Raw genomic sequence first — 16,215 nt, forward strand, 5'->3', positions numbered from 1 at the left:
CTCAGGCCTGGGCCAGGACGGTGTTGATCCCCCGAGCTGTGAGATAGCCGGTGTCGGCGGCGCGGTCGGCGGTGACGATGGCCAGCGGTCCCGACCGGCGCAGCCGTACCCACTCGGTGTGGAAGGCGCTGCCGGGCGCGACCTCGGCTCTGCGCTCGGGCGCGGACCGCAGGTCCACGTCGCACACCAGCGCCGGCCTGTCCGCGGCGGTACGGCGCCGCTCCTTGATGACGGCCGCCAGCTCCAGGGCCGCGGGCTTGGGCCGGTGGTCGACGGTGAACAGCCCGAGGTCGTACTCGCGGTCGGGGAAGTCGGCCAGCGCGCGGTCGAGATCGTGGGAGCACCACCAGGTGACGCCCCACAGCGCGGGGTTCGCGGTGACCGCGTCGAGCATCCCGCGGACGAACGCGGAGGCGTGGCCCTCGGGGACGTCGGGCCTGGGCGCGCCGACCTCCTGCAGCCACACAGGACGGGCCGGGTCGAGCGAGGTGGCGGCGGCGAGTTCGACCAGGTAGTCGGCGTGGGTGACGGTGGCGGGGCCGAGCGGGCCGTCGATGGCGGAGACGCCGTTGAACACCCACGAGTGGACCGTCGTCAGGTCGCCCAGGTCCACGTTGTCGGCGGGGTGGAACGGGTGGTCGGGGTCGTACCACGTGGCGTCGTACAGCGAGTGCAGGGTCAGCAGGTGCGGCGCGGCCGCGCGGACGGCGTCGATCAGCTCGGCGGCCCAGCGGGCGGACGCCTCCGGCGTGGTCGGGTTGGCGGGGTAGAGGTTGTTGACCTCGTTGCCGAGCGTCACGGCGAACACGTTGTCGCGGCTCGCCACGGCCCGGGTGAGCCGGTCGGCGTAGGCCGCGATGCCGTCGCGGACGGCCGGGTCGGTGAAGAGGCTGCGCTCGTGCCAGGTGAGCACCCAGGACGGCAGGAAGTCGAAGCTGGACAGGTGCCCTTGGAGCAGGTCCACGGCCACGGACAGCTCGAACTCGGCGGCGACGTCGATCAGCTCGAGCAGGTCGTCGATGCCGCGCTGCCTGATCAGCGTGCGGTTGGGCTGGATCCACGGCCAGATCGGGAACACGCGGACGTGGTCGAGCCCGATCCCTGCGAGGTCCTCGAAGTCGCGGCGGGCGGCGTCCGGCGAGGGGTCCAGCCAGCTGTAGAACCAGCCTGCCGAAGGCACGTAGTTGGCGCCGAAACGGATGGGGTGGGGCACGGGCACGCGTCCTCCGAGCGGTGAGTCGATCTCACCGGACCCTAAACCGCTTTAGTCATCCGTGCCAAGCCCCGGGCGCCGCCGTGCTCCGCCTGACGACCAGGCGCGGGGTGGCGGTCTTGAGGTCCTGTCTCGCCTCGGGGGCGGCGATCAACGCCAGCATGGCCTCGGCCACCTGGCCGCCCAGCGCGAAGGTGTCGCGCGAGAGCGCGGTGATGGCGGGGTGCGCGATCCGGGTGAGCACCGAGTCGTCGAAGGCCACGATCGACAGCTCGTCCGGCACCCGTACGCCCATCTCGCCCGCCACGCCCAGGCCCGCGAGGGCCATCACGTCGCTGTCGTAGATGATGGCGGTCGGCCTGCTGCCGCGGGACAGCAGCGCCCTGGTCGCCGCCGCGCCCTCCGAGTCGCTGAAGTCGGTCGCCAGCGACACCGCGTCGACCAGTTCGAGCCGCCGGGTGGAGTCGCGCAGCGCCCGCATGCGGCGCTGGGTGTGCCGGAACGCCGGCAGCCCCGCGACGTGGGCGACGCGCCGGTGGCCGAGCGCCGCGAGGTACTCGACGACCGACAGCATCGCCTCCCTGTCGTCGGCCCAGACGCTGGACAGGGAGCCGTGCCGTCCTGGGCCGCCCAGCACCACGGTGGGCACGCCGAGTTCCTCGAGCACCTCGATCCTGGGGTCGCTCACCTTGAGGTCGACCACGATGAACCCGTCGACCCTGTGTGCGGAAGCCCAGTCGCGGTAGACCTCGATCTCGGCCGCCACGTCCTCGACGATCAGCAGGTGCATCGCCACCGACTGCGCCGACAGTCCGGCCTGCAGGCCGGACAGGAGCTGGGCGAAGAACGGCTCCACGCCCAGCGTGCTGGCGGGCCTGGCGATCACCAGGCCGACCGCCTCCGCCCTGGCGCCGCCCAGGGCCCTGGCGGCGCTGTGCGGACGCCAGTTCATCTCCTTGGCCACCTGGAGGATGCGGGCCCGCGTCGCCTCGCCGACCCCTGGACGCCCGTTGAGCGCGAACGACACCGCGCCCTTGGACACCCCGACCCGCTCGGCGATGTCGGCGATGGTCGGTCGGCCCACGACTGTCTCCTTCACGAGTTCATCTCATCTATTGACACGGAAGTCTAGCCGGGGGGATAGTCCCGCAACTAGAGCGGTTTAGTGCCCGAAGGAGAGCGTCATGCGAAGGTACTGGGCAGGGCTGGCCGTGGTGGCCACGATGGTAGCCGGGGGCTGCGGGCTGGGCGAGCAGGAGCCTCAGGCGGCGGCGCCGAGCGCGAACGCCACCGGAGAGGTGAAGGGCAAGGTCAGCCTGCAGACGTGGGCGCTGAAGCCCAAGTTCACCGACTACGTGCAGGGCGTCATCGACGCCTTCGAGAAGAAGTACCCGGGCGTCGAGGTCGAGTGGCTCGACCAGCCGGGCGACGGCTACTCCGACAAGGTGCTGAGCCAGGCCGCCGGCGGCACCCTGCCCGACGTGACCAACCTCCCGCCGGACTTCGCGCTCCCGCTGGTGAAGCAGGGCCTGCTGCTCGACGTCTCCCAGGCCGACCAGAAGCTGTCCGACGAGTACGTCGCCGGAGGCATCGCCGCCTACTCCTACGCCGGATTCCAGGGCGTCTACGGCTACCCGTGGTACCTCAACACGGACGTCAACTACTGGAACTCCGAGCTGATGACCAAGTACGGCCTGGACGCGAAGAAGCCGCCGACCACCTTCGACGAACTCGTCGCCCAGGCCAGGACCGTCAAGGAGAAGTCCGGCGGCAAGGTCTACCTGATGAGCCGCAGGCCCGAGCTGGGCGACCTGGCCAACGCCGGAGTGAAGCTCATGGCCGACGACGGCAAGAGCTTCACCTTCAACACCCCGGAGGCCGCCGCACTGCTCGACAAGTACCGCGACGCGTTCAAGGAGGGCCTGCTGCCGCGCGACGTGCTGACCGACACCTACGCGGGCAACGCCAAGCTCTTCAACGAAAAGACGGCCGCCTGGACGACGGCCGGCGGCAACTACATCACCAGCCTGGCCACCGACAACCCGTCGCTGGCGCCCAAGGTGGTGCCGTCGACCGCGATGGGTACGCCGCCGCTGTACGTGCAGGGGCTGTCGGTGTCCAAGCAGACCAAGAACGCGCCCGCGGCCATCGCCCTGGCCCGCTGGGTGACCAGCCCGGAGAACCAGGCCGCCTTCGCCCACCTGGTGAGCATCTTCCCGAGCACCAAGGCCTCGGCGAACGACCCGTTCTTCAGCAAGAGCGACGGCACCAACGCCGGCGACGCCAAGGTCATCGCGTTCGCCTCGCTGGCGCAGGCCAAGATGCTCCAGCCGGTCGAGGTCACCGAGGCGATGAGCAAGTTCATCAGGCAGCAGTTCGCGCTCGCGATCAGCGGTGAGATCTCCTCCAAGGAGGCCCTCGACGCGGCCGCCGCCAAGTGCGACGAGCTCCTCAAGAACTGATGACCCATCGACGCTGGTTCACTCCTTGGCTGCTGGTGGCGCCCGCCGCGGTCTGGCTGTTCGTGTTCAACGTCTGGCCATCGATCAACACGGTGGTCCTGGCGTTCACCAACGCCAAACCGCTGGGCGGCGGGCGCTTCACCGGCCTGGACAACTTCGCGCGGGTGCTGGACGACGACCAGCTGGCCGACGCGCTGCTCAACAGCGTCGTGTTCATGCTGGTCTGCCTGCCGTTGCTCACCATGCTGCCGCTGCTGATCGCGGTCCTGGTGGAGAAGAAGCTGCCGGGCATCATGTTCTTCCGGACCGCCTTCTACACTCCCGTGGTCGCCTCCGCCGTGGTGGTCGCGCTGATCTGGGGCTGGGTGCTGGACGACAGAGGCCTGGTGAACGGCTTCGCGCAGTGGCTCGGCGTCGTCACCGAGCCGGTCCCGTTCCTGACCGACCGCTGGCTCCTGCTGTTCAGCGCGATCAGCCTGACCGTCTGGAAGGGCCTCGGCTACTACATGATCATCTACCTTTCGGCTCTCGGGAACGTCAGGCGGGAGCTCCACGAGGCCGCCGCTGTCGACGGTGCGGGGGCGGCACGCCGGTTCTGGAGCGTGACCGTGCCCGGCGTGCGCAACACGATGCTCCTGGTCTCCGTGCTCGTCTCGGTCTCCGCGCTGCGAGTGTTCTCCGAGCTGTACGTGCTGTCCAACGGCACGGGCGGGCCCGGAGGGCGGGACATGTCGGTGGTGATGCTCATCCAGCTCTACAGCCGCGGCTTCACCGGCCACCTCGGCTACGCCTCGGCGCTCAGCATCGTCCTGCTCCTCATCACCATCGGCCCGATGCTTCTGCTCCTGCGGCTCAACAGGAAGGCGGCCTGAGGTGGCGGCACACGCCAGGCCAGGACGGCACAGCGGCTTCAACACGATCACCACCGGTGAGAAGGTCCTGCGTTACGCGCTGCTCCTGCTCGTGCTGGCCCTCACCGTCTCCCCGTTCCTGTGGCAGCTCTCCACCTCGCTGAAAAGCCTGGACGAGGACATCTACACCCAGACGCCGAGCTTCCTGCCTGAGCACCCCACGCTCGACAACTACGCCCAGGTGGCCGAGACCATCCCCGTCTGGTCCTATGCCGTCAACTCGCTCATCGTGGCCGCGATCGTGATCGCGGGCAACGCCTTCGGCGCCACCATCGCCGGCTACGCCCTGGCCAAGCTCCGCTTCCGGGGCGCGAAACTGCTGCTGGGACTCTTCCTGGCCACGCTCGTGCTGCCAGGCGAGGTGACGATCATCTCCCAGTACGTCACCATCCGCAGCCTCGGCCTGGCCGACACCCTCCTCGGCGTGGCGCTGCCCGGCGCCATCGGCATGCTCAACGTGCTGCTGATGCGGACCGCGTTCCAGGCGATCCCGCCCGAGATGGACGAGGCCGCCATCATCGACGGCGCGACCGCCTGGGAACGGCTGCGCCACATCGGCCTGCCCAACGTGCGCGGCATGCTCAGCGTCGTCATCATTTTCGCCTTCATCGGCGCCTGGGATGATTTCCTGTGGCCGCTCATCGTCCTGACCAACCCCGACAACTACACCCTCACCGTCGGCCTGCAGTACCTCAACGGCACGTTCAGCGCCAACCCCCGGCTCATCGCGGCCGGCACGATGATCTCCTTCGTGCCGATCGTGATCGTGTTCGCCTCGCTCCAGCGGTTCTTCTTCAGGGGCGTCGAGGAAGGCGCGATCAAGGGGTGACGGCTCACACCACCAGGGAGTTCCCCCATGCATGACGACCGCGAGCTGGTCGAAGCCCGCCTCAAGCGCGTCCTCGACGAGCGCATCCGCCCGGCCGTGTACCCGGAGTCGGTGCCGCTCGAGGTGGCGGTCTGGCACGCGCCCGGCGAGCCGGTCCCTGTCGCCGAGGGACTGTCGGCCGTACCCGAGCCCATCGCGGTCGGCGACCAGTGGGGCGCTCCGTGGGGCACCAGCTGGTTCACCGTCAGCGGCACGGTGCCGGCCGCGTGGGCGGGCAGGAACGTCGAGGCCATCCTCGATCTCGGATTCGACGAGAACATGCCCGGCTTCCAGTGCGAAGGTCTCGTCTACCGCCCTGACGGCACCCCCGTGAAGGGACTCAACCCGCGTAACCAGTGGATCCGCGTGGGCGCGCCCGTCGAGGGCGGCGAAGAGGTGCGGCTGCACATCGAGGCGGCCTCCAACCCCGTCATCCTCGACTACCACCCCTTCCTGCCGACCACGCTCGGCGACAAGGAGACGGCGGGCACCGCGCCGCAGTACCGGCTGGCCCGCATGGACCTGGCCGTCTTCGACGAGACGGTGTGGCAGCTGGTGATCGACCTGGAGGTGCTCGGCGAGCTGATGCGGGAGCTGCCGGTCGACGGAGCCCGCCGCTGGGAGATCATGCGCGCCGTGGAGCGGGCGCTCGACGCGGTCGACCTGCAGGATGTGAACGGCACCGCGGCCGCCGCGCGCGAACGGCTCGCCGGCGTCCTGTCCACGCCCGCGCAGCCGTCCGCGCACCGGATCAGCGCCGTCGGTCACGCGCACATCGACTCCGCCTGGCTCTGGCCGCTGCGCGAGACGGTCCGCAAGGTGGCCCGCACGACGTCCAACATGACCGCGCTGCTGGAGGACGAGCCCGCCTTCGTCTTCGCCATGTCGCAGGCGCAGCAGTGGGCCTGGGTGAAGGAGCACAGGCCCGAGGTGTGGGCCAGGGTGACCAAGGCCGTGGCCACGGGGCGGTTCGTTCCCACGGGCGGCATGTGGGTGGAGTCCGACACCAACATGCCGGGTTCGGAGGCGATGGCCCGGCAGTTCGTGCACGGCAAGCGGTTCTTCCTGGACGAGTTCGGCATCGAGAACGACGAGGTGTGGCTGCCCGACACGTTCGGCTTCGCGGCAGGACTGCCCCAGATCATCAAGGCCGCGGGATCGAAGCGGCTGCTCACCCAGAAGATCTCGTGGAGCCAGACCAACAGGTTCCCGCACCACACCTTCCTCTGGGAGGGCATCGACGGCACCCGGATCTTCACCCACTTCCCGCCCGTCGACACCTACAACTGCTCGATGAAGGGCAGCGAGATCGCCCACGCGGCGCGCAACTTCAAGGACAAGGGCATCGCCCGGCACTCCCTCGCCCCCACCGGCTGGGGAGACGGAGGCGGCGGCACCACCCGCGAGATGGTCGCCAAGGCGGCCAGGATGCGCGACCTGGAAGGCTCGGCCACCGTCACATGGGAGACGCCCGCCGAGTTCTTCGCCAAGGCCGAGGCCGAATACCCCAACCCGCCCGTCTGGGTCGGCGAGCTCTACCTCGAACTGCACCGCGCCACGCTCACCAGCCAGGCCAAGACCAAGCAGGGCAACCGGCGCAGCGAGTCGCTGCTGCGCGAGGCCGAACTGTGGGCCGCGACCGCCGCCGTCAGGACCGGACATCCCTACCCCCACGAGCGGCTCGACCGCATCTGGAAGACGGTGCTGCTCCACCAGTTCCACGACATCCTGCCCGGATCGTCGATCGCCTGGGTGCACCGCGAGGCGGAGAAGACCTACGCGGCCGTGGCCGACGAGCTCGGCGGCATCATCGACGCTGCCCAGCACGCCCTCGCCGGCGATCCCTCGGCAGGCGCCACTCTCGTCTTCAACGCCGCCCCGCACACCCGCCACGGTGTCCCGGCGGGCGGCGCCTCCGCCGCCCACACCGAAGACGCCGTCGTCCTCCGCCCCCGTGACGAGGGCGGATACGAGCTCGAGAACGGCCTGCTCCGCGTCGAGATCGACGGGCACGGCCTCGTCAGATCGGTGTACGACCTGACCGCCGGGCGGGAGGCGGTCGCGCCTGGCCAGGCGGCCAACCTGCTGCAGATCCACCCCGACTTCCCCAACATGTGGGACGCGTGGGACGTGGACGAGTTCTACCGCAACACGGTCACCGACCTGGTCGCCGCCGACGAGGTGGCACCCGGCGAGGAGCCGGGCTCGGTCCGCGTGGTCCGCTCGTTCGGCCGCTCGAAGGTCACCCAGGTGCTGAGCCTGCCACCGGGCGCCGGGCGGCTCGACATCAGAACCGAGGTCGACTGGCACGAGACCGAGAAGTTCCTCAAGCTGGCCTTCCCGCTGGACGTGCACGCCGAGCGCTACGCCTCGGAGAGCCAGTACGGCCACGCCTACCGGGCCACCCACACCAACACGAGCTGGGAGGCCGCCAAGTTCGAGGCGTGCAACCACCGCTTCGTGCACCTGGAGGAGCCCGGCTGGGGCGTGGCCCTGGTCAACGACTCCACCTACGGTCACGACGTGACCCGCACGGTTCGCGCCACCGACGCGGGGACCACCACCACGCTCAGGGCCTCCCTGCTCCGCGCCCCCCGCTTCCCCGACCCCGAGACCGACCAGGGCGTGCACCGCTTCCGTCACGCGCTCGTGCCGGGGGCGACGATCGGCGACGCGGTCCGCGAGGGCTACTTCATCAACCTGCCCGAGCGCGCCGTCCCCGGCGATGCCGAGGTCGCGCCACTGGTCACGATCGACAACGAGGCGGTGGTCGTGACGGCCGTCAAGCTGGCCGACGACGAGAGCGGAGACGTGATCGTGCGCTTCCACGAGGCACACGGCGGCAGGGCCAGGGCGACCCTGACGGCGGGCTTCCCGATCAGCGGCGTCGCGGCGACTGACCTGCTGGAGCGGCCCATCGCCGAACGTCGGCACGAGGGGGACGCGGTGTCCCTGTCGCTGCGGCCCTTCGAACTGGTCACCCTGCGGCTGAGCCGGCGACCGTAACGCGACGGGCCGCGGGGCCCTCGAACCCCGCGGCCCCTGGTCGACAGGACTCCCGGAAAGGTCCGCACGATCGTGACCCGGGTGTCCTGGGAGGTCCGCGTGAGCGCGGCCTGCGGTTCCTGGGATCATCGCGTTCCATCCCCGCCCGGTGGCCTGGGAGGTCGGTGGCCTGATAGGTCGGAAAACGCGAACGCCGGACCCGTCTTCCTCTCGGGTTCGGCGTTCGGCGGCCGTGCGTCTAGTCCTTCGGGTTGCGGCTGGGGCGCAGGAGGGCCTCGGCCAGGGCGAGCATGGTCTCCTCCAGCGCGCCGAGCCGCTTGGTCAGGTCGCTCGTGGCGGGCTCGACGATCCCCGTGACGCTCTCGGCCAGCTCCACCCGGTCGGGGCGGGCGGCGACGGCGTCGGTGAGGGCGGCGGCCGCGGCGGTCAGCCGCTCGTCGATCGCGTCGAGCCGCTTGACGTGCTCGATCGTCTGGGCGTCGAGCAGCTCGCCGACCCGCTCGCTGATGCTGAGCGTGGCGGGCAGCTGGCCCACACGCTGGTTGACGGCCTCCACCCGGTCGTCGATGGCCTCGAGGTGCTCGCCCGTCTTGTCGGCGGTGGTGGACATGCCGGTGAGCGTGGCGTCGACGCCGTCGAACCGGGCGACCACGCGCTCCTCGACCTCGGCCAGCCGCTCGTCGAGCGTGTCGAGGTGGGTGCCGAGGTCGTTGAAGCGGCCCTCGGTGCGAGTCGCGGTGTCGGCGAGCTGGTTGGCGGTGCCCGCCATGCGCTCGTCGATCGCGGTGAACCGGCCGTCGACGCGCCCGTCGAGCCCGTCGAAACGGTCGTCGTGGCGGCCCAGGTGGCCGTCGAGCGTGCCGAGACGGTGGTCGACGCCCGCGAGGCGGGAGTCGACCCCGCCGAGGCGGCCGTCGATGCCGTCGAGGCGGGTGTCGATGTCGGCCAGGCACTCATCGGCGGTCTCGATGCGGCCGTCGACGCTGGTCAGCCGGTTGTCGACGGCGAGGAGCCTGCCGTCGACGCGGTCGACCCTGCTGTCGACGCCGTCGAGGCGGCCCGTCAGGCGGGTCTCGGTGGCGTCGATCCTGGCGCCTACCTCCTCGATCGAGGCGGACAGCAGCTCCGTCGACGCGGCCAGCGACCCGTCGACCGCCTTGAGCTTCGCCTCGAACATCTCCGGCATGCCCTTCACACCGCTCTCGATGCGGTCGGTGCGGGCGGCGAGCTCGGTCATCGACTTGTCGAGCCTGGTGAAGCGGGTGGCCGCGGCGTCCATGCTGGCGCTGAGCTGGCCGAGCTTGCCGGCGAAGTCGCCGAGGCGCTTGGCGATGCCGTCGGTGCTCGTGATGACCGACTCGATCCGCTTGAGCGCCTCGTCGAGGGTCTCGCTCACGGTGCTGACGTCGGCCCAGAGGCCGGGCAGCTCGATCACCGGCTTGACCCGCTCGCTGACCGACTCGACCCTGGCGTCGACGTTGCCGACCTGCTCGCCTACGGCGTCGACGTGGTCACGCACCGCCTCCACGTGCTGGGCCAGCCCCTCCGCCCACGACGGCGGCCTGGTGGAGATGTCGTCGAGGCGGCCGCTCACTGTCTCGAGCGTGCCGGTGAGGCCGCCGAGCTCGCGCTCGCGGACCTCGCGCAGCAGCCACTCCATGCCCTCAAGCCGCTGGCGGATCTCGTCGAGCACCGCGCCTTGCGTGCGCTGCTCGTAGACGTGGTCCTGGGCGGCCCGCGCGAGCAGCTCGCGCATCCTGTCGGAGATGGCGGTCTGGCTGCCTGCCTGGAGAAGGGTGGTGTGGTTGGAGTGATCCACCGAAAGCTCCTTCACTCGCCGACGGCCTGCCGCGCAGCGGTGGGTATTCAGAATCGTTAGGGGAGAACTCCCGCCCGGTCACCTTAGTAGCTCGATCAAGATCTTTCGGTGCCGACTTTAAAAGATCGTGATTATCGATGTATCGCCCTGATTTGTCATTTACCCAGTTCGAGCGGGGTGCAGATAAGTATGGACGGCCGGTCCGCGATTCGGGTCAGAATGACAACCGCTGATTTGTCGCCGGACAATCGCAAATCGCTGCGCAAGCGTTCGATGTCGACCGCCGAGGCGCGTTTCTTGATAGTCACGTTTCCGACTCGGCGGGCCCGGAGTGCGGCTCTCAGCTTTTTGACGGAGAACGGCATGACTTCATCCACCTCGTACCCGGACGCCCATGCGGTGGCGACAGGTTCGTCACCGGTGACGTAGGCGATCAGCGGGTCGGCCAGCCGTCCGTTGACCATCGCGGCCACCTCGGCGACCAGGTGTGCCCGGATCGCGGCGCCGTCGGGCTCGTAGACGTAGCGTCCCATCGGGCCGACGGGCACCCGCGCGCCTGTCGCGGTGAGCGTGCTCCCGCCGGGCAGCAACGTCGCCCTCCGCGTGAATCTCTCCGCGCCGGGGTCGGCGCCCGCCAGTGCGCCCGTCCAGAGCGCGACCTCCTTGACCTCGCCCTTGAAGGACACCCATTCGGCCTCCGCGCCCTGGGGGACGAACTCGTACGGGATCCCGGGCGCGACCTTCAGGCACGCGGTGGGCGCCCGGGCGAGCAGGTCGAGGATGACGGGCCAGGCAGGGGAGTAGGCGTTCGGGTCGAAGGTCCTCCCCTTGGCGGTACGGCGGGCGGGGTCGGCGAACAGGACGTCGTAGGCGGCGGGGTCGACGGTGGCGGCGTCGGCCGTACGAACCGTGACCCTGTCTGACAGCCCCAGCGCGTCGACGTTGGCCTGCGCGACGGCGACGGTCAGGGGATCGGTGTCGACGGCGTCCACGGAGCAGCCCGCGCGGGCCAGCGCGATCAAGTCGCCCCCGACACCGCTGCACACGTCGACCACCCGCAGGCCCGCGCCGACGCCCCCGGTCGTGCCGCCGCCCCGGATCGCGCCACGGTTCCCGGCCGTGCCGCCGTTGCCGATCGTTCCGCCTTCCCCGGCCGGACCGACGTCGCCGGTCATGCCGCCGTTGCCGATCGTGCCGCCTTCCCCGGTCGTGCCGGTGAGGAGGGAGAGCCTGCGGGCGCGGTGTTCGGCGACCTCGCGGCGGGTGGCCTGCTCGACGCCGTGGGGTGTGAAGTACATCAGCGCCGCGTCGTCACCGAACTTCGCCCTGCCCCGCTCCCTGAGCTTCGCCTGCGTGAGGGCGGCGGAGGTGAGGGAGGCGTCGTAGGTCTTGCGCAGCCTGGTCGCGGCCGCGACGGGATCGGCGCCTGCCAGCTCGACGGCCTCGGCGAGGGCTTGCTGCCCGCGCGGGGTCAGGAGTTCGAGGAAGGCGTCGTGGTCCACGCCATACGACGTTAGTGCAGGGTGTCGAACTCGATGTCGATGGGGAACGGCACGGAGACCTTGAGGTGATCCCGGTGGATGCCGGTGCAGACATAGGAGGCGACGGCCTCGTCGAGTTCGTAGGTGTGGATGACGGGCCTGCTGTCCTCGTCCTTCACGATCCAGAAGTGCTCGATGCCGGCCTCGGCGTAGATCCTGGGCTTGACGTGGTTGTCGCGGTGCTCGGACTCGGGAGAGACGACCTCGATCACCAGATGGACTTCCCGCGGTGTGAACGCCGTGCGATTCCAATCGGTGGTCGCAGCGGTGTCGACCACGAGCACGTCGGGACATGGCCGTTGGCGTGAAGCGATCTTGATGTCCATCTGGCTCACCGCTGAGAAACGCTCAGGGGCCTGCGCTCTCAGAGCGTTTCTGAGGCCGATGATGACGCTCTCGTGGAAGAGCTTCTGAGGGGACATGAGGACAAGGGCTCCATCGACGAGTTCGACACGCTTGAAGAGGTCCAGCTCGCCCTGGGGCCCGTCCTGAGGAAGGAGGTCCAGGTCGTCGGCCGTCCACCCGCCCTCCGGCGGCAACGGCCAGTTGGCGAGGACGTGGCGCACGTCATCCATCGTGCTGGTCACGTCACGCATCGTAGCGTCATCCTCGCCGCCGCTTCTGGTCATCACATGCTCCAGTGTTCCCCGATTCGCGGCTCTGTGTCGTCGAGGGACAGGAGAAGTTTGCTGAGGAGCTCGCCGAAGGCGGACTGCTCGTCGGGTGAGAGGCCCGACAGCAGTGCCCGCTCGGTGGCGGCGCGGCCGTCCGCGAGGGCGGAGACCTGGCGGCGTCCCTCGTCGGTCAGTGTGACGATGATCATGCGGCGGTTGCCGGGGGCGGTCTCGCGGGTCACGAGGTCCTTGGCGACCAGCCGGTCGATGCGGTTGGTCGCGGCGCCGGGGCTGAGCAGCAGGGCGTTGGACAGGTCTGTCATGCAGGAGTAGCCGCCGACCTGGTACAGCGTGGCCAGCACGTCGTACTCCCACGACTCCAGCTCGTGGCCGCTGAAGTAGTCCTTCAGTCCGCGTTCGAGCAGCCGGGAGACGCGGATCGCGCGGCAGGTCACGCGGGCGGTCTCGCCGTCGTGGTCGGGGAGGGTGTCCAGCGCGTCTTCCATGCGGGGAATTCTACCAAACGCTTCGAGATTGAAGTCTTCGACCTTGCGTGTTAGTGTCCACGCAAGATTTCAATGTCGAAGTTTTTGAGGTGGAACATGAAGGTTCTGGTGCTGGGCGCGACGGGGTACATCGGCGGCGCCGTTGTGGAACGGCTGGTCGAGCGCGGCCACGACGTGGCGGTCCTGGTACGGCAACCGCGCACGATCGACGGTGTCGAGGACGTCCGCACGGGCGACCTGGCCGACCTCGCCTCGGTGAAGGCCGCCGTCACCGAGGACATCGAGGTGATCGTCCACGCGGCGGTGCTCACCGGGGACAGGGCCCACGACCTGGCGACCGTCGAGGCCCTGGGCAAGCCGGTCGTCTACGTCAGCGGCGTATGGGTGCTCGGCCCGACGGGGGACGGCCACGAGGAGAGCCCCGTGAACCCGATCGCGATCGTCGGCTACCGGCCGGAGATCGAGCAGGCCGTGCTCGGCAGGGGCGGGATCGTGATCAGGCCCGGCGTGGTTCACGGGCGGGGCGCGGGCATCGTCTCGATCCTGGTCGGGCAGGCGGCCGAGCGCGGGGTCGGGGTCTATGTGGAGGGCGAGAACAAGGCTCCGACGTGGACGTTCGTGCACGTGGACGACCTGGCCGACCTCATCGTGACCGCCGTGGAGAAGGGGCGGCCCGGAGCGGTCTACCACGGGATCGCCGAGGAGGCGGTGTCCGTGGCCGAGGTGGCGAAGGCCGCGGCCAAGGTGGCGGGGGTGCGGGAGGGCGCCGAGCCGTGGCCCGTGGAGCAGGCGGCCGAGGTGTTCGGCGGGCCGTTCGCGGACGCTCTCGCGCTCAGCCAGCGGGCGGGCGCGCGCCGTACCAAGGAGGAACTGGGGTGGGAGCCGGGCCGTCCCGGCGCTCTCGCCGAGTTGGTCGAGGGCTCCTACAGATCCGCTCTGAGCTGAGCCGCGCGGTTCGTGTTGACGGGCAAGGCCTGCTTGCATACTGTTTCGTGTTGGCACTCTCCTACTGAGAGTGCCAACGTGCGACGAGGCAGGTCTGACACCCGCGACGGCAGGCCCAGCTGGTCGCCTCTTCTAGATCAACCAAATCTGAAGGGGAGGTCCGATCGTGACGACCGCCACTAAGGTTCCCGTTAAGCCGCTCGGCGACCGCATTGTGGTCCAGCCGCTTGAGGCCGAGCAGACCACCGCTTCCGGCCTGGTCATCCCGGACACCGCCAAGGAGAAGCCGCAGGAGGGCAAAGTCCTCGCGGTGGGCCCCGGCAACTGGGACGAGGACGGCGACAAGCGGATTCCGCTCGATGTCAGCGAGGGCGACATCGTCCTCTACAGCAAGTACGGCGGCACCGAGGTCAAGTACGGCGGCGAGGAGTACCTCGTGCTCTCCGCCCGTGACGTTCTCGCCATCATCGAGAAGTAAGCCGTGAGAAAGCCCCGGGCCGCCAGTGCCCGGGGCTTTCTACGCTGAGAGGACTTTTCATGCCGAAGATCCTGGAGTTCGAAGAGGACGCGCGGCGCGCGCTCGAGCGCGGCGTCAACGCCCTCGCGGACGCAGTGAAGGTGACCCTCGGCCCGCGCGGCCGCAACGTGGTCATCGACAAGAAGTTCGGTGCGCCGACGATCACCAACGACGGTGTCACCATCGCCCGCGAGGTCGAGCTCGAGGCGCCCTACGAGAACCTCGGCGCCCAGCTCGCCAAGGAAGTGGCGACCAAGACGAACGACATCGCAGGTGACGGCACCACCACCGCGACCGTTCTCGCCCAGGCGATGGTCCGCGAGGGTCTGCGCAACGTGGCCGCGGGCGCTTCCCCGCTGTCGCTCAAGCGCGGCATCGACCAGGCCGCCAAGGCCGTCAGCGAGAAGCTGCTGGCCACCGCGCGCCCCGTCGAGGACAAGAAGGAGATCGCCAATGTCGCGACGATCTCCGCTCAGGACGCCAGGATCGGCGAGCTGATCGCCGAGGCGTTCGACAAGGTGGGCAAGGACGGTGTCATCACCGTCGAAGAGTCCAACGCCATGGGCATGGAGCTCGAGTTCACCGAGGGCATGCAGTTCGACAAGGGCTACCTGTCGGCCTACATGGTCACCGACCCCGAGCGCATGGAGGCGGTCCTCGAGGACCCCTACATCCTCATCCACCAGGGCAAGATCGCGTCCATCACGGACTTCCTGCCGCTGCTGGAGAAGGTCGCCCAGACCAAGAAGCAGCTGCTGGTCATCGCCGAGGACGTCGAGGGCGAGGCCCTGGCCGTCCTGGTGACCAACAAGATCCGCGGCACGTTCACCTCGGTGGCCGTCAAGGCCCCCGGCTTCGGTGACCGCCGCAAGGCCATGCTGCAGGACATCGCGATCCTGACCAACGGCCAGGTCGTCAGCGAGGAGATCGGCCTCAAGCTCGACCAGGTCGGTCTCGAGGTGCTCGGCAGCGCCCGCCGCGTCGTCGTCACCAAGGACGCCACCACGATCGTGGACGGCGCCGGCGACGCGCAGGCGATCGAGGACCGCGTCAAGGAGATCAAGCTCGCCATCGAGCAGTCCGACTCCGACTGGGACCGCGAGAAGCTCCAGGAGCGCCTCGCGAAGCTGTCCGGCGGCGTCTGCGTGCTGCGCGTCGGCGCGGCCACCGAGGTGGAGCTCAAGGAGAAGAAGCACCGCCTCGAGGACGCGATCTCCGCGACCCGCGCCGCGATCGAGGAGGGCATCGTCTCCGGCGGTGGCTCCGCGCTGATCCACGTCGCCAAGGACCTCGACGACCTCGGCCTGTCCGGCGACGAGGCCACCGGCGTGGGCGTCGTCCGCCGCGCGCTGGTCGAGCCGGCCCGCTGGATCGCCGAGAACGCCGGCCTCGAGGGCTACGTCGTCACGCACAAGGTCTCCGAGCTCTCCGTCGGCCACGGCCTCAACGCCGCGACCGGCGAGTACGGCGACCTGGTGGCGCAGGGCGTCATCGACCCCGTCAAGGTGACCCGCTCGGCCGTGCAGAACGCCGCGTCCATCGCCGGCATGCTGCTCACGACCGAGGCCCTCGTGGTGGACAAGCCCGAGGAGGAGGCCCCGGCCGCCAACGGTCACGGCCACGGTCACGGCCACGGCCACTGACCTGGGTTGACCCGAAGGTCCGCGTCCCGTCAGGGGCGCGGACCTTTCGCATTCCCCGGGCGGTCTGCCGGTCTGTGCGGCAGGCGTTCGTCGTTCTTCGGCGGTCTGCCGGTCTGTCTGTACGGCAGGCACCCATAGCCCACCGTGGGCGCGCGGCAGGGGTCCGTCCT

The 16,215-nt window shown here is 69.6% G+C and carries 13 protein-coding genes; 7 read left to right on the forward strand and 6 right to left on the reverse strand.

The window, feature by feature from the left end:
* Position 1 precedes the first annotated feature (1 nt).
* Both AC3EO4_RS03895 and AC3EO4_RS03900 read right to left on the reverse strand, forming a co-directional pair.
* On the reverse strand, positions 2 to 1,213 hold the full coding sequence (locus AC3EO4_RS03895) for a glycoside hydrolase 5 family protein (RefSeq protein ID WP_431893805.1): 1,212 nt from the start codon (positions 1,211 to 1,213) through the stop codon (positions 2 to 4).
* 55 nt (positions 1,214 to 1,268) lie between these two features.
* A complete protein-coding gene (locus tag AC3EO4_RS03900; protein WP_379570647.1) occupies positions 1,269 to 2,297 on the reverse strand; it encodes a LacI family DNA-binding transcriptional regulator in 1,029 nt (342 codons plus the stop codon).
* Between the two features lie 100 nt (positions 2,298 to 2,397).
* Between AC3EO4_RS03900 and AC3EO4_RS03905 the strand changes: the two genes are divergently transcribed.
* The 4 genes from AC3EO4_RS03905 to AC3EO4_RS03920 are packed head-to-tail and all read left to right on the forward strand — an operon-like array spanning position 2,398 to position 8,460.
* Positions 2,398 to 3,675 (forward strand): ABC transporter substrate-binding protein, encoded by a 1,278-nt coding sequence (locus tag AC3EO4_RS03905; RefSeq protein ID WP_431893807.1) that lies wholly within the window; start codon positions 2,398 to 2,400, stop codon positions 3,673 to 3,675.
* Positions 3,675 to 4,547, forward strand: a complete 873-nt coding sequence (locus tag AC3EO4_RS03910) for a carbohydrate ABC transporter permease (RefSeq protein ID WP_379570651.1) — start codon at positions 3,675 to 3,677, stop codon at positions 4,545 to 4,547. Before AC3EO4_RS03905 ends, AC3EO4_RS03910 begins: the two co-directional genes overlap by 1 nt.
* Before the next feature lies 1 nt (position 4,548).
* Complete coding sequence (locus tag AC3EO4_RS03915) at positions 4,549 to 5,415, forward strand: carbohydrate ABC transporter permease (RefSeq protein WP_431893810.1); 867 nt, start codon at positions 4,549 to 4,551, stop codon at positions 5,413 to 5,415.
* Positions 5,416 to 5,442: 27 nt separating this feature from the next.
* Positions 5,443 to 8,460, forward strand: coding sequence for an alpha-mannosidase (locus tag AC3EO4_RS03920; RefSeq protein ID WP_431893813.1), 3,018 nt, complete (start codon positions 5,443 to 5,445; stop codon positions 8,458 to 8,460).
* 238 nt (positions 8,461 to 8,698) lie between these two features.
* Here AC3EO4_RS03920 and AC3EO4_RS03925 read toward each other — a convergent pair whose 3' ends face one another.
* The 4 genes from AC3EO4_RS03925 to AC3EO4_RS03940 all read right to left on the reverse strand — a co-directional run bounded on the left by AC3EO4_RS03925 (position 8,699) and on the right by AC3EO4_RS03940 (position 12,940).
* On the reverse strand, positions 8,699 to 10,279 hold the full coding sequence (locus tag AC3EO4_RS03925) for a hypothetical protein (protein ID WP_431893815.1): 1,581 nt from the start codon (positions 10,277 to 10,279) through the stop codon (positions 8,699 to 8,701).
* Positions 10,280 to 10,434: 155 nt separating this feature from the next.
* Positions 10,435 to 11,781, reverse strand: coding sequence for a class I SAM-dependent methyltransferase (locus tag AC3EO4_RS03930; protein ID WP_431893817.1), 1,347 nt, complete (start codon positions 11,779 to 11,781; stop codon positions 10,435 to 10,437).
* Positions 11,782 to 11,792: 11 nt separating this feature from the next.
* A complete protein-coding gene (locus AC3EO4_RS03935; RefSeq protein WP_379570661.1) occupies positions 11,793 to 12,416 on the reverse strand; it encodes a Uma2 family endonuclease in 624 nt (207 codons plus the stop codon).
* Between the two features lie 32 nt (positions 12,417 to 12,448).
* The gene (locus AC3EO4_RS03940) at positions 12,449 to 12,940 is read right to left on the reverse strand and encodes a MarR family winged helix-turn-helix transcriptional regulator (RefSeq protein WP_379570663.1); all 492 of its coding nucleotides are present in this window, start codon (positions 12,938 to 12,940) and stop codon (positions 12,449 to 12,451) included.
* 96 nt (positions 12,941 to 13,036) lie between these two features.
* On the opposite strand from AC3EO4_RS03940, the gene AC3EO4_RS03945 reads away from it, so the two are divergent.
* The 3 genes from AC3EO4_RS03945 (at position 13,037) to groL (ending at position 16,045) form a co-directional block, all read left to right on the forward strand.
* Positions 13,037 to 13,885 carry an NAD-dependent epimerase/dehydratase family protein gene (locus tag AC3EO4_RS03945; RefSeq protein WP_379570665.1) on the forward strand — a complete coding sequence of 283 codons (849 nt, stop codon included), beginning with the start codon at positions 13,037 to 13,039 and terminating at the stop codon, positions 13,883 to 13,885.
* Between the two features lie 166 nt (positions 13,886 to 14,051).
* Positions 14,052 to 14,363 (forward strand): co-chaperone GroES, encoded by a 312-nt coding sequence (groES, locus tag AC3EO4_RS03950; protein ID WP_043623565.1) that lies wholly within the window; start codon positions 14,052 to 14,054, stop codon positions 14,361 to 14,363.
* Positions 14,364 to 14,422: 59 nt separating this feature from the next.
* Positions 14,423 to 16,045, forward strand: coding sequence for a chaperonin GroEL (gene groL / locus AC3EO4_RS03955; RefSeq protein WP_379570667.1), 1,623 nt, complete (start codon positions 14,423 to 14,425; stop codon positions 16,043 to 16,045).
* Positions 16,046 to 16,215: the final 170 nt, after the last annotated feature.

The organism is Nonomuraea sp. bgisy101 (genome assembly GCF_057708945.1).